Consider the following 20927-nt stretch of genomic DNA (forward strand, 5'->3'; position numbering starts at 1 on the left):
CATCAGTACGCGCACCGTTGTTCGCTTGTCTTTCCTACTATCTTAGCATTTGTCTTTAGTCTACTAATCTTTTGAAAAAGGATTTTAAGTGAACTATAAAAGAGATAACAGTTTAATTTTACTTTTTCTACAACCTGAAACGTATCGCTAAACAGCGATACGTTTTTTTGAAAACTATTCTGTTTTTTCTAATTGCGAGGCCAATGTTTGCACACGACTATTTAATGAAAAAAGGATTTGCAGTTCCTCAGCAAAATCAATCGTGCGTACTAAAACAGTTTTTGGTGCGTGAATTGCCACTGCACTAAAATTCAAAATTGTTGTGATTGATGTTCCTGGGATTTTTCCCATCAACTGTGTCGCTTCATCACCAGAACAGGCAATCAACAAAGTTTCAATCTGTTTTTCTTCTATTATTTTTTTGAAATCACTAATGCTATATATCGGAACACCATTTTCAATTGTGCCCACCTCATTATCAGTAAAATCAAATGCACAACTCACTGACATATTGGCTGCACTAAAACTAGGATAGTGTAACAATGATTTCCCCAATAAATCCATGCCCACAACTGCCATCAAACGACTATGTGTATCTGAAAAAAGATCCTCAAAAAATGTCATTAAACTTTCTACACTATAGCCGTACCCTTTCTTTCCTAACGCCCCAAAATAAGAAAGATCACGGCGCACAGTTGCTGCCTCAATCCGAAGATCTTTACTTATCTCTTTTGATGAGACACGATCTATCTGATTGTTTTCCAATGTTTTTACATACTGATAATACAAACCCATACGCTTTGCCGATGCTTTAGGTATATCAGGGTATTTGTTAAACAAGGTACCACTCCTTTGTTTGAACGATTCAATTCGTTAATACCATTGTATAGGTATTTATTAAATTTGGCTAGATAGCATCGTCATATAATGTTGTTAATTGTGTACGTTCCCTTTTACGAGAAAATCAGTTAAACTAATAAGAGAGAAGGATGTGTGCTTACATGATATTATTACAAGTTAGTCAACTTACAAAACTATTCGGAGCCGAACCTGTGCTCGAAAATATACAGTTGGAAATCCAAACAAATGATCGAATTGCCTTAGTTGGTAAAAATGGTGCTGGTAAATCAACCTTATTAAAAATAATCGCTGGACAAATTTCATACGATACAGGTCAGATTAGTAAACCTAAAGATGTTACCATTGGTTATCTAGCTCAAAATACTGGCTTGGAATCTGATCGTACGATTTGGGATGAGATGCTGACCGTTTTTGAACCCTTAAAAAAAATGGAAACCAAAATGCGTTCCTTAGAAGAACAACTTGCAACGCCAGCTGTTTATGAAGATAGTGAACGTTATCAGCAAGTATCTTCCCAATATGATATTTTGCAACATGATTTTAAAGAACAAGGTGGTTATCAATACGAATCTGATATTCGCTCAATCTTACACGGTTTCCGTTTTTATGAAGAGCGTTATAATCAAGTGATTAATAGTCTTTCAGGGGGCCAAAAAACACGCTTGGCCTTAGCAAAACTGCTACTCTCCAAAAATGACATTTTAATTTTAGATGAACCGACTAACCATTTAGATATCGAGACATTAACATGGTTAGAGGATTACCTCTCTAACTATCGCGGTGCGTTACTTATCGTTTCACATGACCGTTATTTTCTAGATCGTGTGGTCAACCAAGTTTATAGCATTAGTCGTAAAAAATCGACGCATTATGTGGGTAACTATTCGCATTACCTCGAACAATATGCAGCTGATTTGGAAAAAGAATGGAAATTATTTGATAAACAGCAAGATAAAATCGCTAAACTAGAAGATTTTGTTCAACGTAATATAGTGCGTGCATCCACAACTAAACGTGCCCAATCACGGCGTAAACAACTCGATAAACTTGATCGTTTAGATAAACCTCAAGGTGATGAAAAAGCCGCACATTTTGGTTTTACGATTGATAAACCAAGTGGAAAAGATGCCCTTATAACAACAGACTTATCGATTGGTTATGAAGGTACGCCTCTTTCCTCTAATTTGAATATTGATGTTAAACGCACTGATGCTATTGCTCTTGTCGGTCCTAATGGTGTTGGAAAGTCAACATTGTTAAAAACTTTAATCAAACAAATACCAGCATTAGCTGGCAGTTTCAATTTTGGCGCAAATACGGAGATTGGCTATTATGATCAAGAAATAGCAACGATGAATAGTCGTCAAACTGTATTGGAAGAACTTTGGTCAGCTTATCCAAGCTTGGATGAAAAAATCATACGTACTATTTTGGGGTCTTTCCTCTTTACAGGCGATGATGTGAAAAAGGCTGTTAATATGTTGAGTGGTGGCGAAAAAGCTCGTCTAGCATTATCTAAATTAACGCTCCAACATGCCAATTTTCTGATTTTAGATGAACCTACTAACCATTTAGATATCGATAGTAAAGAAGTTTTAGAAAATGCTTTAATAGATTATGAAGGTACATTACTATTCGTTTCTCATGACCGTTATTTCATTAACCGTATTGCGAACAAAGTAATTGAATTATCTGCTGAAGACGCTGTTACCTATTTAGGAGACTATGATTATTATGTTGAAAAACTTGCCATTCAAACTGAACGCGCTGAGATTTTAGCGGCAGAAACTGAAGTAAAACAACAAATTGATACACCCAATGATCGCAAATTAAGCTACACAGAAGAAAAAGCAATTGCTCAACAAGCCCGAAAAAAGCAACGTGAAATCGAAGCTCTTGAACTGAAAATTGCAGAAACAGAAGAAACAATTGAAAAATTGGAACATACACTTGCACAGCCAGAAGTATTTGGTGACGTGGCTCAAACACAAACCTATCATAAAGAGTTATTAGAGGCTCAAGCTATCTTAGAAAAACTATTTGTGGATTGGGAAGCGTTATCCGAATAAACAGCAAAAAGAACATCGGTAAACATAACCGATGTTCTTTTTTTAATAACGTTCGATAATAAATAATGCGATGATAATCATGATAATACAGAGAATACACATTCGATTTTTAGTCACCTTCATTAGCGAGATTCTCTCACATCGATGGCTACATCACCTGAATTTGATTCAATGCTTAAGCTGTTTTCTGTCTGCTTAGTTTGCGTGTGATAATTACTGTTAATTTCATTCCCATTTAAGTAACTATCGCCATATTTAGTGATGACTTTTACTGCCAAAGTTGATGGGCTCTTGATTTTAATATCACCATAACGATTAGTAATCACATTTTCACCAAACATATCATTTTCAGTTAGTGAGATATCGCCGCTTGCATTTTTAATCGTAGATTGATTAAACTTACTTGCTTTCACATTAATATCACCATAGTCACCCTCAAACTCGAATTTTTCAAACTTACTTTTAGTGATTTTAGTATCGCCTGCGTTATTAAGAACTGCCAGTATTTTGCTGTTCACTTGGTCAAGCTGTAAATCCCCATATTTTTGTTGTATCTTCAAATCACCTACTACATTTACATCAGAAAAATTAACATCCCCACTCTTCAAATCCAAAGTGATTTCTTTAGTATCTTGCTGTTCAACTTTAACATCGCCACTACGATTCGTAATTGCTAATTGATCCAATTTACTATTTTTAGGAACCGTAATCGTTACTTTGGGATAACTCGACGTTAAACCAATTTGAACATTACTGACACCTTCTTTTCCTTTAACTTCCAAACGATTATCTGTCGATGTTACAACCATTTTAGCCTCTTTATTATGTGTCAAAGTTACGCCTGCTACATCACCAGAAATAATTTCAACTTCAGCATCTTTCACATCAATAGCAATGTTTTTAAACGCTGCTACTTTTTGTGTTTCCGTTACATATTCTATCGGTACTAAACGATTATTATTCCATGTCAGGCTGTAAGCTGGTCCTTTAAAATAACCAACTGTTATAAGTATTAAACCTACTAATAGTAATAAAAATAAACTGGTCCTTATTTTTTTCATCGATTGACACCTCGTTTTGATTGAATTTTACGATACAACTTTTGAATTGTACCCGAGATAACTTTGAATAAAAACTGACAAAACGTTTTAAAAGGTAACATTAGTAACCCACCGATTGCCATTGCCACAAAACCAATACCGACAAAGAAAAAACTCGATGCAACATTTTCTGGAATAATAAGTATACCTGCTATAGCTGCACCAAGACCGCTGATTGTAAAGGCAATAAAAACAACTGCGTAACAAACAACGAGTGTTAAACTTACAACTGCTGCTACCATTAGCAAAGCCACTACTACTACCATAAGAGGTAATGTTACTGGGCTTGAAAGAATTCCTGCCATCACCCACCACAAGGTTGTTGAGCGACGTTTTACTGAGGTATCTTTATCATTCAGTTCTTTAATAGCAAAATCAGCGGTAACTTCCCGTGCGATACGTTTTGGACTTCCAATTTCTGCTATCACCTCATTTTCAGTTTTCATTGTCATACCTTCATCGATAAATTCACTATAGTATGTTAGTATATCGTCTCTTTCTTCAGCTGGTAATCGTTTTAAATGCTTTGATAAAGTCATTATAAATTGATTTTTATTCATGTTTGCCCTCTCCTTCAACAACTTGTTTTATTTTCCCTTGGAAAATTTCCCACTCACTGGCTAATAATTCTTTATGTGCCAGACCTTTTTCTGTAATTTTGTAATAACGTCTGTTTCTTCCTTGATAAGCTTCATCATACGTAATAACATGTTCGTCTTTCTTAAGTCGGCGCAAGACCGGATATAAGGTTGATTCACTAATATCCATTACTTTTTTTACCTCAACTGTTAAGGCGTAACCATAAGCATCTTCGCGTGCTAAAACACCCAGTACACAGAAATCGAGTAACGCCGCACCTATTTGAAAATTCATGAGCTTGTCCCCCTCTAATACTATACGTCATATAATATATACATACTATACAACGTATAATATTGGTTGTCAACACTGTTAGTTATATTTATTAGTTAAAAAGTTATCAATATAGTTAACTTCGCAAAAAAAAGCATCCAAACACAAGCTTAGGACACTTTTTTAATGGTTACGCCTTGAGTACCAAACGCTCACTATTAACTAAAAAACGAGAAATAATCAAACAAATAATGCTCGAAGCGAGCAACACTAATATACCTGTTCCTGTTGTAAAATAAGCTGATTTAAAATGATCGACGATGTTCCCTTCTGTTATATCGACAATGTTAAAATAAATAAACGGATTAAATGCTAACCAGGTTGCTTCTACTGCTTCAAATCGCTGCGTTAATTGTTGTGTTATTATTAATAACACTAACTCAACAATCATCGTGATGACTGTATTTTTAAACAGCAATAATAAAACAGTGGTCAGATTAACAATAAAATACATTGCCGCACTAACCAGCAGAATAACTTGCAGTAATTGCTTGGTTATTGTAATAAAGTGATAACCCGTTACATCCTTTACGAGTACAGGATAGTCACTATAACTATAGCCATTGACTGTACCAGCAATAAAGAATGATAATAAGAATAGCAAAGCGATAAAGACAAAGCCAATTCCATAAGCTACAAATTTTTTCGCACCCATAATACGGCTCTTTTTGAGTGGTAAGGTTGTTAAAAAACGCCATTTCCCTGTTTCAATATCGCTGCCTAACACACCCGTTATCACGAGAATAAAACAAAAAGGCAAGAAATAAGGGAACATATAACGCATCATATTGACACTGAAATCTGGTCCCCAAACGCTAAACATCGTACTGTTGTATTCATAACCTTTTTTTGCAATCTCTTTTTTTAAGGCTAAATCAGTTTCTAATTCTTGAAAATCAGGACTTCTATCTTGTCTACCACTAGTGATTTCTTCAATACGATGTTCTTCCATCAGCATTTCAAGTTGTAAAGCTGTTTTACTATCGTTAGCATTAAGGGCAGCTACGCGTTCAACTCCTAATTGTAATAATTTTTCTTCGCTTGCTAAATTTTGACGATCTTTCTCTGTTTCTATGTCTAGTTTTGTTTCATCGATTACTCGTTGCACTTCAGTATTGTTCAAAACTTGTTCCTCAGCCAACCCTCTTTCGAGCATATGATATTGATTATTATGAATGGCATAAAACATACTGGTTGCAGCAATCAGAATAAAGAGAATGACATAAACAACTTTTTGCTTCAAAACTTTTTTCAGTTCAAACTTAAGTAGTAAATTAATCACTAGCTGCCTCCTCACCATAAATTGCTTCATAGTTGTACATCGTTTTAGCTGCTAACAATGTGAGTTTAAGGACATTAATGTTCCATTGACTAAATATTGCCATCAGTAAACGTATGGTCTGTTGTTCAATTTCCACTATTATTTCAGTGTCACTCATATGCTTTATGTTTTTTATCGTCTCACAGGCTAACAAACGTTGTTTTTCTTCATCGGTCAGTTGCTTCTCTAACTGTAGATGGTAACTGTCGGTCAAAGGATCAACAAGATTATCGGCTTCAACAAGCACACCCTTTTTTATAAAGTGGACCACATCTGCTAATTCATCTACGTCTTGCAATTGATGCGTTGAAAAAATAACTGTTTTGTCATCAGCTATTAAACGCTTGATGTGTTGTTTGATTTGCTTACTCACTAATAAATCTAGCCCATTTAGCGGTTCATCCAACACATATAACTCTGCTTCGGATAACAATGCCATCGCAAACAACAATTGTTGCTTCATACCTAATGAATAGGTTTTAACTTTCAAATTTATAAAACCATCAATCTGTAATAGTCTTGTTACTGAATCAATACTTCTTTTAGGTTGATAAGCTTTAGCAATCAACTCTAAATGATCTTTCCCACTAAGAATCGGATACAACATCTCATTACCTTGTAAGAAAAAACACCTTTCCGTTGGAAGTGTTCGCTCAATATCACCAGTAGTCGGCCGATACAAACCAGTAATTAAACGAAAAAGTGTTGTTTTACCACTCCCATTAGGTCCAATGATAGCCGTGATTTTTTTTTCTTCAATTTCTAACGAAAAATCCTTGATAATATGATGCTTAACAATCGTTTTAGACACTTTTTTTAGCGTTATCATCTATTATGCTCCTTACCTACTTCGTTTTCCAATGCAGCGTATAGGCAACACGGTTACCATTACTAAAAGAATAGAGCGTTTTTTTGGATAGCCTATAGTTTGCACTTTTCCTGTAAGTAATGTATTTTTTTCGTACATTGTCTTTATAATTGTGCACTTTGAAACCGCGCTTATAAAAGCCAGCTTCATAATAGTATTCCACATATGCTGTATGGGCAGCTTTCGCTAACGGTGGTGCTGATAGCCCTACGGTACTTAATCCTAAACACAAAACGAGTAACTTTTTCTGAAAAATATTATCCATTTCACTCATCTCCTATCATCTATTTCTAGTAATATTAAACTAGTTAATATTCAGAATAATCTAATTATTAAAAGGTGTCAAACACATGGTAATCGCTAGATATATTTTTAAAGTATACTATCTTAAAGGTATTTTCGTAGCTTTATTTAGGAGTATAATCTTTATACATGTATCTTTTAAAAACAATTAATCTGCACTTTTTTATTTTTTAGAAAATATGAACTCCTATTTTCAATTTTAAATAAACTAAAAAAACCAAGCCATTTTCGACTTGGTTTTAACTGTGTGTTACCTATCGTTGCACTTAATGTTGTTCGAACATAAAACCCGGACGGGCATTCATATCCATGCCGCGGAACTCACCTTGTTCAAATAACATATCTGCTGCTGCACCAATCATGGCGGCATTATCACCACATAAAGACAGTGGTGGAATAATAAGTTTCACATCAGGGAAGCGCTCGGTTAAAGCAACTGTTAAACCTGTACGCAAACCTTGATTCGCCGCAACACCACCCGCCATTAATAATTGTTTAACGGGGTATTTTTCAAGTGCACGCATTGTTTTGCCTACTAATACATCAACAACCGCTGCTTGAAAACTAGCTGCAAAATTAGCTTTATCAATTGGTTCATTACGTTGCTCTTTATTATGTATCGTATTAATAAAAGCTGATTTTAAACCTGAAAAACTAAAGTCTAAATTATCTTCATGTAACATCGCTCTTGGAAAGTTATAAGTATCTTCACCTTCCGCTGCTAATTGATCTATCTTAGCACCACCAGGATATGTTAACCCCATTGTGCGCCCCACTTTATCGTAGGCTTCACCCGCAGCATCATCTCGTGTTTCACCAATAATTTCAAAACTATGATTGTTTTTCATATAAACCAACTCAGTATGTCCACCACTGACAACCAAAGCTATCAAGGGATAATTAAGTGGTTCAATTAATTGATTTGCTAAAATATGTCCTTCGATATGATGGACCCCAATGAGTGGTTTATCGTGTGTAAAAGCCAGTGCTTTAGCTGCACTTACACCAATAAGTAAAGCCCCGACTAAACCTGGTCCTTCTGTTACAGCAATTGCATCCATCTCTTCAATTGTTTTATCCGCCTCTGTTAATGCTTGTTCAATCACATACGTAATCTGTTCGACATGATGACGTGAAGCAATTTCAGGAACAACACCGCCAAAACGCTGATGACTTTTAATTTGAGAAGATACCACGTTTGATAAAATTTCATTACCGTTACGCACAACTGCTACACTTGTTTCATCACAGCTTGATTCAAACGCTAATATTAATCGATTGTTTGTCATATTACTCACCTTCATTTATCGTCTTCTGGTAAATTGACCATTTTTAATGGATCAATCCACTCATTATATTGTGTTTCCGTCACATAACCTGTTGCTAATGCCGCTGCTCTTAACGAACTATTATCTGCAAAAGCCTTTTTCGCAATTTCAGCTGCTTTTTCATAGCCGATATATGGATTCAAGGCTGTTACAAGCATAAGCGATTGCTCTACAAGTTCATTCATTCGTTCAGGTAGTGCCTCAAGTCCAATTAAACAATGACGATTGAACGAATCTAACGCATCTGCTAGTAAACCAACGGATTGTAGTACATTGTAGATAATCACTGGCTTATAAACATTCAATTCAAAATTTCCTTGGCTCGCGGCGATTCCAACTGTCGCATCATTACCCATCACCTGTACAGCGACCATGGTTAACGCTTCACTTTGAGTTGGGTTTACTTTACCTGGCATAATCGAGCTGCCGGGTTCATTTGCTGGGATACTTAATTCACCAAAACCGCTACGTGGACCACTCGCTAAAAAGCGGATATCATTAGCAATTTTCATTGCATTAGCTGCTAATCCTTTAATAGCGCCATGCGTATACACTAGCGCATCATGGCTTGTTAGAGCATGGAACTTGTTAGCTGCACTAATAAATGGATAACCCGTTTGTTCAGCTAATTGTGTTGCCACTAAATCGCCAAAGCGCGGATCTGCATTAAGACCTGTCCCTACAGCAGTTCCGCCGATTGCAAGTTCTAAAATAGTCTGAGCGCTTTGTTCAATTTGTGCAAATGAAGCGTTCATCATTGCTTCCCAACCTGAAATTTCTTGTCCGAAAGTAAGGGGTGTCGCATCCTGTAAATGGGTACGACCTATTTTAACAAGGTGTTGGTACTTTGTTTTTTTCTGTGTTAAGACGACTGTCATCTCTTTAACGATTGGCAGAAGGTGCGCATGAATTTGACGATAAGCAGCGATATGCATTGCAGTTGGGAACGTATCATTTGAACTTTGTGACATATTGACATCATCATTCGGATGTACGTTCTCCTCTGTAATGAGAAGATTCGCTCGAAATGCAATGACTTCATTCATGTTCATATTTGTTTGCGTTCCGCTTCCTGTCTGCCATACAGATAAAGGAAATTCATGAGGCCATTTGCCAGCAATAATTTCATCACACGCTGTCGCAATTGCTGCTTGTTTTACTTGCGATAATTTCCCTAATTGGTAGTTAGCCACACTCGCAGCTTTTTTCAATTCAGCAAAAGCGATAATTAATGCCACTGGCATTTTTTCATCGCCAATTTTAAAATTCTCAAAACTGCGTTGTGTTTGTGCGCCCCATAAATGATCAGCAGGTACCTCAATTGTTCCCATTGTATCTTTTTCGATTCTCACGTTCATTTGCTTACGCCTCCTCAGTCTGGTTATTATCAAAATCAACGCGCATAATGACTGCGTCTTCTTGGTTATCTGTATAATACCGCTTACGAATCGCTAATGCTTGAAATTCAAGCGATTGATAAAGGGTTTGAGCAACAAGGTTACTCGCACGAACCTCTAGCGTTAAGTAGCTTACTTCATTTTGTTTAGCAAGAATAAGTAAAGCTTCCATTAAGCGTTTACCAAATTTCCGACCTCTAAATGTCGGCAAAATTGCAACATTCGTAATGTGTCCTTCGTCATAAATAAACCACGCGCCTGCATAACCAACAACTTCATTGTTATATTCAGCAATTAAGTAATGTCCATGCTTATTTATAGTGATTTCATGTTCAAATGAGGCACGGTCCCATGGCGTTGCAAAACAAGTCTTCTCAATAAAAAGCAACTGGTCGATATCTGCGATCGTAGCATAACGAAAAGTTAATTGATTATCCATCAGTCTAATCCTTGGGCTTTCCGCCAGTTAGTTTCGGCTTCTGTCATGCGGATATAACTGGGTACAAATGTATGAGGTTCTTGTGCTTCTTCAAACTGTGATAACAGTGCAAGTCTTGCGCCGGATGGAATGCCGTCTGTTGCTTCAACAAAAACACATTGTGACAACGCTTCTTCAAATTGCGTCTTATACAATAAGATATCTGCATGTGATCCTACTACAATGACAGGTTCATCCAGTGCTTTTAACTGCACCACTAACTCTTCCATTGGGAGATATGTATCTTCAATAACCGTTTCAAGTGGGGCGCTCACATCTGAACGACGATAAGCTCCAATGTACACTGCATTGCGACGGGCATCGAGTAGAGACACAATCACACCATCAAAACACGTGATATTTGCAGCCAATACTTTCAAACTGGAAATACCATATAACGGAATGTTAAGGTCCCATGCCATTGTTTTGGCAACTGTTACACCGATGCGTAAGCCTGTGTATGAACCTGGGCCTTGTGCAACCGCAATTGCCGTCACATCTTTAGGTGTTACATGACTAGCTTTCATTAAGTATTGAATCGCGGGCATCAATTGGATGCTATGATTTTGTTGGACATTTAAGGCAAGTTCACCTTTTATTTCATTACCATCAACTAAACCAATCGCCATTGCTTTATTAGATGAGTCAATTGCTAATGTTACCATTCTGCTAATACCTCCTCAATAAGGGCTTGATAGTGTGTACCTTCAGCTTCCAGTGTTATCTCACGCGTTGTTTCAGCGATATGTTTCAGCGATAAACGCAAAAAATGTGCGGGTAAAAAAGGGGCAATATAATGCGCCCATTCAATTACCACCACACCGTCTTTATTAAAATATTCTTCAAAGCCTAAGTCATCTTCTGCATGCTCTAAACGATAGGCATCCATGTGATATAACGGCAGTCGCCCTTCATATTCTCTAATAATTGTAAAAGTAGGGCTCTTCACCATTGCTTTTATATCTAAACCAATAGCAATTGCCTTGGTTAAAGTAGTTTTTCCCGCGCCTAAATCACCTTCAAGTAAAACACAATCGTTTGCTTGTAAACGACGGCCGATACTTTCACCTAAACGCTCAGTTTCTTCTAAACTTGCTAATTTTATTGTTTTCATCGCTCTCACCTTCACTTGTATTCAATGACTTTATTTTATCATAGAATCGCTTGAATAACATACTCCAGCTTAATTTGTTAGCGCCTCTTTTTTTTCAAAGCTAGGGTCACTACCAAAGACCGAACTATAGTGTTGATGTTGAATCGATAGAATAATAGCGATGCTTAACATATTCGCAAGTATAGCGGAGCCCCCATAGCTAATAAAAGGTAACGGAATACCTGTTACTGGCATTAAACCAATATTCATCGCAATATTTTGGAACATATGGTAACTCATCATAATTAAAATACCTGTAATCACATACGTATGATAAAGTGTTTTTGTTAAAAAACATGTACGAATAAAATAATACATCAAGAAAAAATAAAGAATAATTAAGATGGCGCTTCCTATTAATCCTGTCGTTTCACCAATCATACTAAAGATAAAATCCGTATGTCGTTCCGGAACATATACTTGCGGATCCATCCCATTACCAACATAACCACCTGAACCAACTGCTAAAACTGCTTGTTCGACATTATAAGCTGAATCGGCATCGACGGCTGAACCATCAATCCATGTATCGATACGTTGGAATTGATAATTTTTCATTCCAATATCTAATAAAATCTGTCTTTGAAAGATAATCAAGTAGGTGAGACCACCCATTATCGCACTCCCTGATATAACAGCGACTGCGATGATTTTTTTTGAAAGACCACCAATAAAGAGCATGCCACAAGTAATCAGCAAGAAAACGATTGCTGTTCCTAAATCAGGTTGTTTAAAAATAAACACCAAAGGTACAATTAATACTAAAAAAACTTTAACAAATAATAGCAGTTCTTGCCCCTGTTGCTTCTTTTCACGATGATGCGCAATGATTTTTGCCAAATAGAGAATAAAGAAAATTTTCATAAACTCAGACGTTTGTAAACTTACGACACCCAAATCTAACCAACGTTTTGCCCCATTCACTTCTTTTCCAAAAATCAACACGACAGCAAGCATCAAAATCCCCAGACCATAAAGCCAAACTGCATATTTTTCGAAATATGAAATACTAATGAAGCGCATAAGTATAATGACCATAACACCTAATAAATACCAGATAGTTTGCAAAATAACAAGCTTCTTATCACCCGTAACTAAAAAAATCATTGCCACACTTATGAGATATAAAAAGGTGACAATCACTGCGATATTAGCACTTAAAATACCGGCTTCACTTTTAATATTTTTTTCAGTCATATTGACCTCCCCCTTGCCTCCTCTGTATTAAGAATAAGTTTTAATGTTCTATCCATAAGAAGACACTCATTCTATTGTACAAGTTAGATAGCAACGGTTGCAAATGATTAGCGGTACTGTGTAACTAATAACTGACGCAATAATTCCTGTGTCACACTAGTAAAATAATTACTATTAACTATACCAACATTCCTTTTTAATTTATTTCAAAAAAAAATCCCCGACGACTGTCAGGGTAAAATTTCTATTAATTAAACATCAAATGTTTGGTGACAAACTTCAGCCGCTTCCAACATTTTAACTTCTGGTACAACCACTGAAACTTTAATTTCAGACGTACTGATCATCCGAACTGAGATACCCGCATTGCGCAACACTGTAAACATTTGAGCTGCTACACCAGGGTTTGAAACCATTCCAGATCCTACAATCGATACTTTTGCTAAGCCGCTTTCAGTTACAAGATCATGATAACCAATCGCTGCCTTGTTTTGTTCTAATACGCGTAACGCTTCTTCTAAGTCTGCTTCTTTTAATGAAAAAGATACTGCTGATGGTCCAGCTTCCTCACCGATACTTTGAACAATGATATCAACATTCACATGCTCTTCTGCTAGTTTCGTAAAGATACATGCCACATTCATTTTATCAACTGATTTAAAACTCACTCGAATACGTGCGATTTTATCATCAAATGCAACACCTCTTACAATTTGTTTTGTTTCCAATAAATTCCCCTCCTTAATCATTGTTCCTACTTCAACTACATGTGCGCCACGAACTTCAAGTGGTATATTAAAATTTTTAGCATACTCAACTGCACGAGGATGTAAAACACCCGCTCCTAAATTAGCTAATTCAAGCATTTCATCGTAATCAATTTCAGCAAGTTTACGCGCCTCTGAAATATAACGAGGATCACTTGTATAAACACCAACAACATCTGTACAGATACTGCATTTTTCAGCTCCAAGTGCTGCAGCTAAAGCAACTGCGGTTGTATCTGATCCCCCACGTCCTAAAGTTGTAATCTCACCATTTTCACTTAAACCTTGAAACCCTGCAACAACAACAATTTTCCCCTCATCTAACGCTTTACCCACATTAGTAGTAAGAATATTTTGAATTCTTGCATTGCCATGAATCTCTTCTGTCACCAATCCTGCTTGCCAACCCGTATATGAAATTGCTGCATGTCCTTCATGTTCTATTGCCATTGCCAATAAAGCAATCGTGACCTGTTCTCCTGTTGATAATAACATGTCCATTTCACGAGATGGTGCTTTGGGATTGATTTGTTCTGCTAAATTAACCAAATGATCGGTTGATTTTCCCATTGCTGAAACAACTACAACTACTTCATGTCCCTTTTCTTTTTCTCTGATTGCCTGCTCTGCGGTTGCTTTAATTTTTGCAACATCACCGACAGATGTGCCACCAAATTTTAAAACCACTTTCCCCACGCCTGTCACTCTCCTCTGTGTACGATTTAGTTAAACGAACGGTTGTCCAGTGTTTATATTCAAAAAAACGTCGCCATTTTAAGAGCATAAGCCTGCGCTTAGTTTCTCAAATTGACAACGTTCCAAACAATCAGTTTGTATGTTTTCAATGAGAATAGCCCTCCAAGACTTCTTGACAATGTGTTATATCTTATACAACACACCAGCAGGTTCATTAACGAACGTCCCCCACTTCGGCGATAACCCCTTTCAAATACTTTCAACTGTGCTCGTAAACACATCCAATACCCTACTGATAGCTCTCGCGCCTCTATCCACATTCTATTTAACTATTGTTCTTATTGTAGCTTACCTTCACCTACGAATCAACCCTCAATTGTATCTTTATTTTTTAATACCTTTGTGAGAATTGCGATAGCCTTATTTAATTCAACTGTTGTAATCGTTAACGGTGGCAATAACCTTAGCACATTGGTTCCTGCTGACAATACCAATAAGCCTTCTTTACGACAGGCTGTAATAAAATCAGCAACAGCACTATCACACTCGATCCCTATCAATAACCCTTGTCCTCGAACAGTTTTAAAAAACGGGAATTTTTCGGTCAGCAACTGTAATTCACTTACTAAGTTGATGCTTGTTGCGTCTACTTGTGCTAAGAATCCTTCCGCCGTCATTGTGTTTATCACCGCTTCAGAAGCAGCCATCGCTAAATAATTACCACCAAATGTTGAGCCATGTGATCCTGGCGTAAATGCTTGGGCCACTGCCGTTTTTGCATAGAGCGCGCCTGCTGGAATGCCGTTCGCAATTCCTTTTGCTAATGTCATGATATCGGGTACAAATGAATAGTTTTGTGAAGCAAATAATTGACCTGTTCTTCCAAAACCTGTTTGAACCTCATCAACAATCACTAAAATATTATGTGCCTGGCAAATTGCTATCACCTCATCGATGAATGACTGTTCCGCAACATGAACGCCACCTTCACCTTGAATCAGTTCTAACATTACAGCTGCAACATCCTCATCTTTTTCAATAGCAGCTTTCAAAGCAGCACTATCATTATAAGGTAAATAGGTAAAACCTGTTGGTAACGGACCAAAACCATCGTGTATTTTAGCTTGAGCCGTTGCTGTCATTGCTGCTACCGTACGTCCATGAAAAGAGTGTTGAAACGTAAAAATAGTTGTTTTACCCGTTTTTTTACGTGCTAACTTAATGGCTGCTTCATTTGCTTCTGCACCACTATTACAAAAGAACACTTGTCCTTCTTCTAAATGCTGAACAATTGCTTCAGCCACAGTTTCTTGCAGTCGATTTTCAAATAGATTTGACATGTGCCACACTTTTTTCAACTGTTCTGTTACCGCTAGCTCTACTGCCGGATGACGATGTCCCAAATTACAAACTGCAATACCTGATGTGAAATCAAGATATTGTTTACCCGTTTCATCTGTTACATAGGCCCCCTCTGCTGACTCAATTGCTAGTGGTATTCGACTATAGTTTCCCATCAATGCTGCCATTTAAATCACCGCCTTTTTAGTAATCGCCGTCCCTGAAAGATGTAATTTATCTGTAATGTGAACGCTCTTAACACCTCGATTAACAGCCGTCACTGCACCTTTCACTTTTGGAATCATCCCTCCGATAATAATCCCACGGTCAATGTAATCTGTCATCATTTGAGGTACTGATTCTTGAATTACACGTTGATGCGCAAATACGCCTGGCACGTCCGTAAGTAGGATTAGTTTTTCAGCTTGCAAAGCACCCGCGATATGACAGGCTGCAATGTCCGCATTCACATTGTATAATTGGAAATTGGCGTCTACTCCTAATGGTGCAATAACAGGTGTCAAACCTTGGTCTAATAGCATATTCAAAAAATTAGCATTCACACGATCAACCGTACCAACATAACCCAATGCTTTATCTTGAACGGGTGTGACGCGCAATAAAAGGTTGTCGCTCCCATTTAATCCTATCGACTGGAATCCTTTCGCTGCAAACTTTAACACCATTTGTGTATTGATTTTTCCTGCCAGCACCATTGTTGCCACATCCAATACTTCACGACTTGTCACACGCAAGCCATTTTTCTTTTCAATATCAACATGAAGCTTTGTTAATAATTCATCTATTTGAGGCCCGCCTCCATGAACAAACACCAACCGTTTGCCAGCGTTTTGCCAATCCTTGATTTGCTCAAAAAAAGCAGGTTCTATTTTTTCTAACGCATTGCCGCCTAATTTAATAACAATTGTTCCACTCATATGTATTCCTCCTCTTATGTTCGATAAGCCGCATTTATTTTGACGTAATCATAACTTAAATCACATCCCCAGGCTGTGCCTGTTTCTGTTCCTAAATGTAAATCAATTACGACACTCACTTCTTTTTGTTGTAACACAGGGGATAGTACCGCTGCTTCATCTACGTCTACTGGCTCGCTTTGTACCAACACCGCAACATCGGAAATACTAATATCGACTGTATCTGGATTTACAGGTACCCCAGAATACCCGACAGCATCAATAATTCGTCCCCAGTTCCCGTCTTCGCCAAAGAATGCCGCTTTTACAAGGTTAGAACCAACAACCGTTTTCGCAATCAAACGTGCCTCTTCTTTATGCAATGCCCCATTAACAGTAACTTCAATCAATTTAGTTGCCCCTTCACCATCTTCAGCTACTTTTTTCGATAACACTGTGCAGACATATAATAACGCTTCTTTAAAGAGAGTCATTTCAGGATGATGTGCTGAAATAGGCTTATTACCTGCCATCCCGTTTGCCATTACCAATACCATGTCATTTGTTGAGGTATCACCATCAATCGTTATTTGATTAAAAGAGGCCTCGATGGTTTGACGTAACAACTTATCTAAATAGGCACCTTCTATCGCTGCATCCGTTGTGATAAAACCAAGCAAGGTTGCCATATTTGGGTTAATCATCCCACTGCCTTTTGCTGCTCCTGCAATTGTAACGCGTTGCCCATCAAGTTGGATTGTAATGCACACGTCTTTAATTGTTTTATCAGTAGTCAAAATTGCTTCTTGGAATCCTTTACCATTGCTCAGTTGCTCATCTAATTGGGCGATTCCATCTAGTACAAGAGGCATATTCAAAGGCACTCCAATAACGCCGGTTGATGCAACCGTCACATACTCTTCTGGCACGTTAATTTTTTTTGCAGTCGCAAGACGCATTGCATAGGTATCTGCTAAGCCTTGTTTACCTGTACACGTATTTGCGTTGCCACTATTAACAATCAACACTTGTGTTTCAGCGGAGCTCGCAAGGCTATCTTGTGTTACCGTAATTGGCGCTCCTTTAAAACTATTCTGTGTATACACTGCCGCCGTTTGTGCAGGCACTTCCGAATATATTAAGCCAATATCCTTTTTCATCCGTTTTAACCCTGCATGTAACCCATCTGCATAAAAACCTTTTGGTGTTGCTATATGACCCTCATGTACTAAGTTCATCTGCTCCCTCTTTTCTTATGTAAACATCGGGACAATCGGTAAACCTAAGGTTTCATCCCAGCCCTGACTGATATTTAAATTTTGTACCGCTTGTCCTGCTGCGCCTTTTAAAAGATTATCTATCACAGTGACAACTGTCAGACGACCTGTTCGTTCATCTTTATGCCAACCAATATCACAATAATTACTCCCAATTACTTGTTGAATGGTAGGCATCTTTTCACCCGATAATCTAATGAACGGATCAGTAGCATAACGGTCTTGATATATTTTTTTTATCGCTGATGTGCTTAAAGTTGTCGTCACATACATTACCGCCATTAATCCTCTTGCAATCGGAAGCAATTGTGTGGTCATTGTTAGTGGATCAACTGCTTCATTCACCCAACCTAATTGTTGTTCAATTTCGGGTAGATGCTGATGCGCATTCATCTTATATGGCTGTAGATTATCATGTGTTTGCATAAAATGCGTGGCTTCTGATAAGGCTTTTCCAGCACCTGAAACACCTGATTTTGCGTCAATAATTACTGATGGAATGTCTAATTTCTCATAGAGCGGTGTGAGCCCTAATAAAATAGCAGTAGCATAACACCCAGGATTTGAAATAAGCATTGCACCCTGTAATTTATCATGATGCCATTCGCTTAAACCATAAACAGCTTGATTGATCAACTCTTGTGATGCAGCTTCATTTTGATACCATTTTTCATAGTCTTCACGCTTTTCTAAGCGCAAATCACCTGATAGGTCAATCACTTGGATTTTTTTCAAATCCAACTGCGGAATTAAATCTTTTGCAATGCCTGCTGGTGTGGCAAAAAAGACAACATCAGCTTCCTTTGAAATTTTAACTGGCTCAAATGGTTCGACTGCTAAATCATAAGGTGTCTGTTGCACCAGTGGATAAATAGTGGATAATAATTCGTTGTCACCTCGTAAACTATGCAGTGAATTTAATGTCAGTTGAGGGTGTTGACTAATCAAACGGATTAATTCCAAGCCACCATAACCTGTTGCTCCAACAATTGCTACTTTCACATGACCCCTCCTAAAAAAGAATATACCTTAGTATAACTATGCATAATTATAAAGTCAAGTTACATATTTATACATTATTCAGAATAGGCTGATTTTGGTTATTTTGTATAAAAAAAGACAACAAACTTGTATACATCTACAAATTTGTTGCCTACTTATTTATTGATTAAGCTGTATTTTCAAACGTTCCACTGCTGCTTGTGGTATCCCAATTTTTGTAAACTCTTCATTAGGCGCTTCTTTCATTTTTTGAATAGAACCAAAATGTTTTAATAATTTTTGTTTACGTTTAGGTCCAATACCCTCTATTCCATCTAGTTTTGAACTAAAACTGTTTTTACTGTGCAATTTTCGATGGAACGTTATTGCAAAACGATGGACTTCATCTTGAATACGTTGCAATAGATAGAAGCTTTCTGAACGTGGATTTAAATACATTGCATCTAGCGGATCACCGAACACTAGATAACTAGTGTTATGCTTATCATCTTTCGCCATTCCTGCAACAGGTACATCAATTCCTAATTCATTTTGCAAAACATCTTTGGCAACATCTACCTGCCCTTTACCACCATCAATTAAAATTAAATCAGGCATCGGTAATTGTTCCTTTAAAACTCGCCAATAGCGGCGTCGTACAACTTCACGCATTGTTGCATAATCATCAGGTCCATCAACTGTTTTCACTTTATATTTACGGTATTTAGAACGTGAAGGTCGCCCATCTTCAAAACAGACCATCGCTGAAACAGGATCTGTCCCTTGAATATTTGAGTTATCAAATGCTTCAATTAAACGTGGCGTGGGGATTGACATGGCTTCGCCCAATTCTTCAACCGCACCAATTGTTCGCTCATCATTACGAGCAATCAATGAGAATTTTTGTTTTAATGCAATACTGGCATTTTCATGCGCTAATACCGTTAAATCTTTCTTTTTACCACGACGTGGAACCAAACATGGCACTTCTAACAATTCTTCAATCAATTCATTTTCAACAGAATCCGGTAAAAATATTTCTTGAGGTAACAAATGATTGGCACGTTTATAAAACTGTGCGATGTACGAAGTAAACTCATCAGCAGCTTCATCATAAATCGGAAAGAGCGACACATCACGTTCAATCAATTTACCCTGACGCACAAAGAAAACTTGCACACACATCCAGCCTTTATCAACCGCATAACCAAATACATCACGATCTGTAAAATCGTTCGATGTCATTGTTTGTTTTTGAATAGTCATTTCAATGCTCTCCACTTGATCACGGTATTCTGCAGCTTTTTCAAAATCAAGTGTTTCAGCTGCTGCAGCCATCTTCGATTGCAACTGTTTGACGACAGCTTGATGACCACCATTTAAAAATTTAGCAATCTTCACAATCATATCGTTATATGTGGCAGTCGATACGGTGTTTACACAAGGACCTAAGCATTGGCCCAAGTGATAATATAAACAAGGACGTCCCGGTATTGCCTTACATTTTCTCAATGGATACAACTTATCAAGAATTTTTTTTGTTTCATTAGCTGCCGATACATTCGGATAAGGTCCAAAATATTTACCTTTATCGTTCAATATTTTTCGAGTAATGACTAAACGTGGGTGACGTTCATTCGTAATCTTAATATACGGATACGTTTTATCATCTTTCAACATAATATTATATTTCGGATCATGTTTTTTTATTAAATTGATTTCTAACAATAAAGCCTCAACATTTGATTGTGTAACGATATATTCAAAATCAACAATATCAGCAACTAAACGTTGTGTTTTACCATTATGAGTACCTGTAAAATATGAACGCACGCGATTTTTAAGTATTTTGGCCTTCCCAACATAAATAATCGTACCGTTGGAATCCTTCATTAGATAACAGCCTGGTAAATCTGGTAAAAATTCTAATTTATGTTTTATTAATTCATTCATGGCTAAAC

Annotated in this window: 20 protein-coding genes and 1 riboswitch; of the genes, 1 reads left to right on the forward strand and 19 read right to left on the reverse strand. The window is 37.2% G+C overall.

Annotated elements, in window-relative coordinates; all coding sequences use genetic code 11:
• Positions 1-174: 174 nt before the first annotated feature.
• Complete coding sequence (locus V6S17_RS09345; protein ID WP_051457328.1) at positions 175-840, reverse strand: redox-sensing transcriptional repressor Rex; 666 nt, start codon at positions 838-840, stop codon at positions 175-177.
• Between the two features lie 161 nt (positions 841-1001).
• Here V6S17_RS09345 and V6S17_RS09350 point away from each other — a divergent pair, with 161 nt between their 5' ends.
• On the forward strand, positions 1002-2930 hold the full coding sequence (locus V6S17_RS09350; RefSeq protein WP_029092377.1) for an ABC-F family ATP-binding cassette domain-containing protein: 1929 nt from the start codon (positions 1002-1004) through the stop codon (positions 2928-2930).
• A 122-nt stretch (positions 2931-3052) separates the two neighbouring features.
• Here the strand turns inward: V6S17_RS09350 and V6S17_RS09355 are convergent, their stop codons facing one another.
• From V6S17_RS09355 to uvrC, 18 genes are all read right to left on the reverse strand, one after another.
• On the reverse strand, positions 3053-3991 hold the full coding sequence (locus V6S17_RS09355; RefSeq protein ID WP_029092378.1) for a DUF4097 family beta strand repeat-containing protein: 939 nt from the start codon (positions 3989-3991) through the stop codon (positions 3053-3055).
• Positions 3988-4590, reverse strand: a complete 603-nt coding sequence (locus V6S17_RS09360; RefSeq protein WP_029092379.1) for a DUF1700 domain-containing protein — start codon at positions 4588-4590, stop codon at positions 3988-3990. The genes V6S17_RS09355 and V6S17_RS09360 overlap by 4 nt, the downstream gene beginning before the upstream one ends.
• A complete protein-coding gene (locus V6S17_RS09365) occupies positions 4583-4903 on the reverse strand; it encodes a PadR family transcriptional regulator (RefSeq protein ID WP_029092380.1) in 321 nt (106 codons plus the stop codon). Before V6S17_RS09365 ends, V6S17_RS09360 begins: the two co-directional genes overlap by 8 nt.
• Positions 4904-5072: 169 nt before the next feature.
• Complete coding sequence (locus V6S17_RS09370) at positions 5073-6224, reverse strand: ABC transporter permease (protein WP_029092381.1); 1152 nt, start codon at positions 6222-6224, stop codon at positions 5073-5075.
• Entirely contained in the window at positions 6217-7092 is an 876-nt protein-coding gene (locus tag V6S17_RS09375) for an ABC transporter ATP-binding protein (protein WP_029092382.1), read from the reverse strand. The genes V6S17_RS09370 and V6S17_RS09375 overlap by 8 nt, the downstream gene beginning before the upstream one ends.
• A 16-nt stretch (positions 7093-7108) precedes the next feature.
• Positions 7109-7396 carry a hypothetical protein gene (locus V6S17_RS09380; protein ID WP_029092383.1) on the reverse strand — a complete coding sequence of 96 codons (288 nt, stop codon included), beginning with the start codon at positions 7394-7396 and terminating at the stop codon, positions 7109-7111.
• A 304-nt stretch (positions 7397-7700) separates the two neighbouring features.
• Positions 7701-8723, reverse strand: coding sequence for a tRNA (adenosine(37)-N6)-threonylcarbamoyltransferase complex transferase subunit TsaD (tsaD, locus tag V6S17_RS09385; protein ID WP_029092384.1), 1023 nt, complete (start codon positions 8721-8723; stop codon positions 7701-7703).
• 11 nt (positions 8724-8734) lie between these two features.
• Positions 8735-10120 carry a class II fumarate hydratase gene (fumC, locus tag V6S17_RS09390; RefSeq protein ID WP_029092385.1) on the reverse strand — a complete coding sequence of 462 codons (1386 nt, stop codon included), beginning with the start codon at positions 10118-10120 and terminating at the stop codon, positions 8735-8737.
• Between the two features lie 4 nt (positions 10121-10124).
• On the reverse strand, positions 10125-10598 hold the full coding sequence (gene rimI / locus V6S17_RS09395; protein WP_029092386.1) for a ribosomal protein S18-alanine N-acetyltransferase: 474 nt from the start codon (positions 10596-10598) through the stop codon (positions 10125-10127).
• Positions 10598-11302: a tRNA (adenosine(37)-N6)-threonylcarbamoyltransferase complex dimerization subunit type 1 TsaB gene (gene tsaB, locus V6S17_RS09400; RefSeq protein ID WP_029092387.1), complete on the reverse strand. Its 705-nt coding sequence runs from the start codon at positions 11300-11302 to the stop codon at positions 10598-10600. The genes rimI and tsaB overlap by 1 nt, the downstream gene beginning before the upstream one ends.
• Positions 11296-11751 (reverse strand): tRNA (adenosine(37)-N6)-threonylcarbamoyltransferase complex ATPase subunit type 1 TsaE, encoded by a 456-nt coding sequence (gene tsaE, locus V6S17_RS09405; RefSeq protein WP_029092388.1) that lies wholly within the window; start codon positions 11749-11751, stop codon positions 11296-11298. The genes tsaB and tsaE overlap by 7 nt, the downstream gene beginning before the upstream one ends.
• A 69-nt stretch (positions 11752-11820) precedes the next feature.
• Positions 11821-12987, reverse strand: coding sequence for an FtsW/RodA/SpoVE family cell cycle protein (locus tag V6S17_RS09410; RefSeq protein WP_029092389.1), 1167 nt, complete (start codon positions 12985-12987; stop codon positions 11821-11823).
• 251 nt (positions 12988-13238) lie between these two features.
• A complete protein-coding gene (locus tag V6S17_RS09415) occupies positions 13239-14450 on the reverse strand; it encodes an aspartate kinase (RefSeq protein ID WP_029092390.1) in 1212 nt (403 codons plus the stop codon).
• Positions 14451-14597: 147 nt separating this feature from the next.
• Positions 14598-14771, reverse strand: a riboswitch (Lysine riboswitch).
• A 44-nt stretch (positions 14772-14815) separates the two neighbouring features.
• Positions 14816-15979: an acetylornithine transaminase gene (locus V6S17_RS09420; RefSeq protein ID WP_029092391.1), complete on the reverse strand. Its 1164-nt coding sequence runs from the start codon at positions 15977-15979 to the stop codon at positions 14816-14818.
• Positions 15980-16729: an acetylglutamate kinase gene (gene argB / locus V6S17_RS09425; protein WP_029092392.1), complete on the reverse strand. Its 750-nt coding sequence runs from the start codon at positions 16727-16729 to the stop codon at positions 15980-15982.
• A 14-nt stretch (positions 16730-16743) separates the two neighbouring features.
• Positions 16744-17946, reverse strand: a complete 1203-nt coding sequence (argJ, locus tag V6S17_RS09430) for a bifunctional glutamate N-acetyltransferase/amino-acid acetyltransferase ArgJ (RefSeq protein ID WP_029092393.1) — start codon at positions 17944-17946, stop codon at positions 16744-16746.
• 15 nt (positions 17947-17961) lie between these two features.
• Positions 17962-18987 carry an N-acetyl-gamma-glutamyl-phosphate reductase gene (gene argC, locus V6S17_RS09435; protein ID WP_029092394.1) on the reverse strand — a complete coding sequence of 342 codons (1026 nt, stop codon included), beginning with the start codon at positions 18985-18987 and terminating at the stop codon, positions 17962-17964.
• A 159-nt stretch (positions 18988-19146) separates the two neighbouring features.
• Positions 19147-20919, reverse strand: a complete 1773-nt coding sequence (gene uvrC / locus V6S17_RS09440) for an excinuclease ABC subunit UvrC (protein WP_029092395.1) — start codon at positions 20917-20919, stop codon at positions 19147-19149.
• Between the last annotated feature and the right edge of the window lie 8 nt (positions 20920-20927).

Source organism: Brochothrix thermosphacta DSM 20171 = FSL F6-1036, from assembly GCF_036884295.1.
Taxonomy (GTDB): Bacteria; Bacillota; Bacilli; order Lactobacillales; family Listeriaceae; genus Brochothrix; species Brochothrix thermosphacta.

Coding starts and splice junctions, on each gene's coding strand:
- argB (WP_029092392.1), bottom strand. CDS start 16,729: ATGAGTGGAACAATTGTTATTAAATTAGGCGGCAATGCGTTAGAAAAA.
- rimI (WP_029092386.1), bottom strand. CDS start 10,598: ATGGATAATCAATTAACTTTTCGTTATGCTACGATCGCAGATATCGAC.
- argJ (WP_029092393.1), bottom strand. CDS start 17,946: ATGAACTTAGTACATGAGGGTCATATAGCAACACCAAAAGGTTTTTAT.
- V6S17_RS09360 (WP_029092379.1), bottom strand. CDS start 4,590: ATGAATAAAAATCAATTTATAATGACTTTATCAAAGCATTTAAAACGA.
- V6S17_RS09365 (WP_029092380.1), bottom strand. CDS start 4,903: ATGAATTTTCAAATAGGTGCGGCGTTACTCGATTTCTGTGTACTGGGT.
- uvrC (WP_029092395.1), bottom strand. CDS start 20,919: ATGAATGAATTAATAAAACATAAATTAGAATTTTTACCAGATTTACCA.
- tsaB (WP_029092387.1), bottom strand. CDS start 11,302: ATGGTAACATTAGCAATTGACTCATCTAATAAAGCAATGGCGATTGGT.
- fumC (WP_029092385.1), bottom strand. CDS start 10,120: ATGAACGTGAGAATCGAAAAAGATACAATGGGAACAATTGAGGTACCT.
- V6S17_RS09355 (WP_029092378.1), bottom strand. CDS start 3,991: ATGAAAAAAATAAGGACCAGTTTATTTTTATTACTATTAGTAGGTTTA.
- V6S17_RS09410 (WP_029092389.1), bottom strand. CDS start 12,987: ATGACTGAAAAAAATATTAAAAGTGAAGCCGGTATTTTAAGTGCTAAT.
- V6S17_RS09380 (WP_029092383.1), bottom strand. CDS start 7,396: ATGGATAATATTTTTCAGAAAAAGTTACTCGTTTTGTGTTTAGGATTA.
- V6S17_RS09375 (WP_029092382.1), bottom strand. CDS start 7,092: ATGATAACGCTAAAAAAAGTGTCTAAAACGATTGTTAAGCATCATATT.
- V6S17_RS09350 (WP_029092377.1), top strand. CDS start 1,002: ATGATATTATTACAAGTTAGTCAACTTACAAAACTATTCGGAGCCGAA.
- tsaE (WP_029092388.1), bottom strand. CDS start 11,751: ATGAAAACAATAAAATTAGCAAGTTTAGAAGAAACTGAGCGTTTAGGT.
- tsaD (WP_029092384.1), bottom strand. CDS start 8,723: ATGACAAACAATCGATTAATATTAGCGTTTGAATCAAGCTGTGATGAA.
- V6S17_RS09420 (WP_029092391.1), bottom strand. CDS start 15,979: ATGGCAGCATTGATGGGAAACTATAGTCGAATACCACTAGCAATTGAG.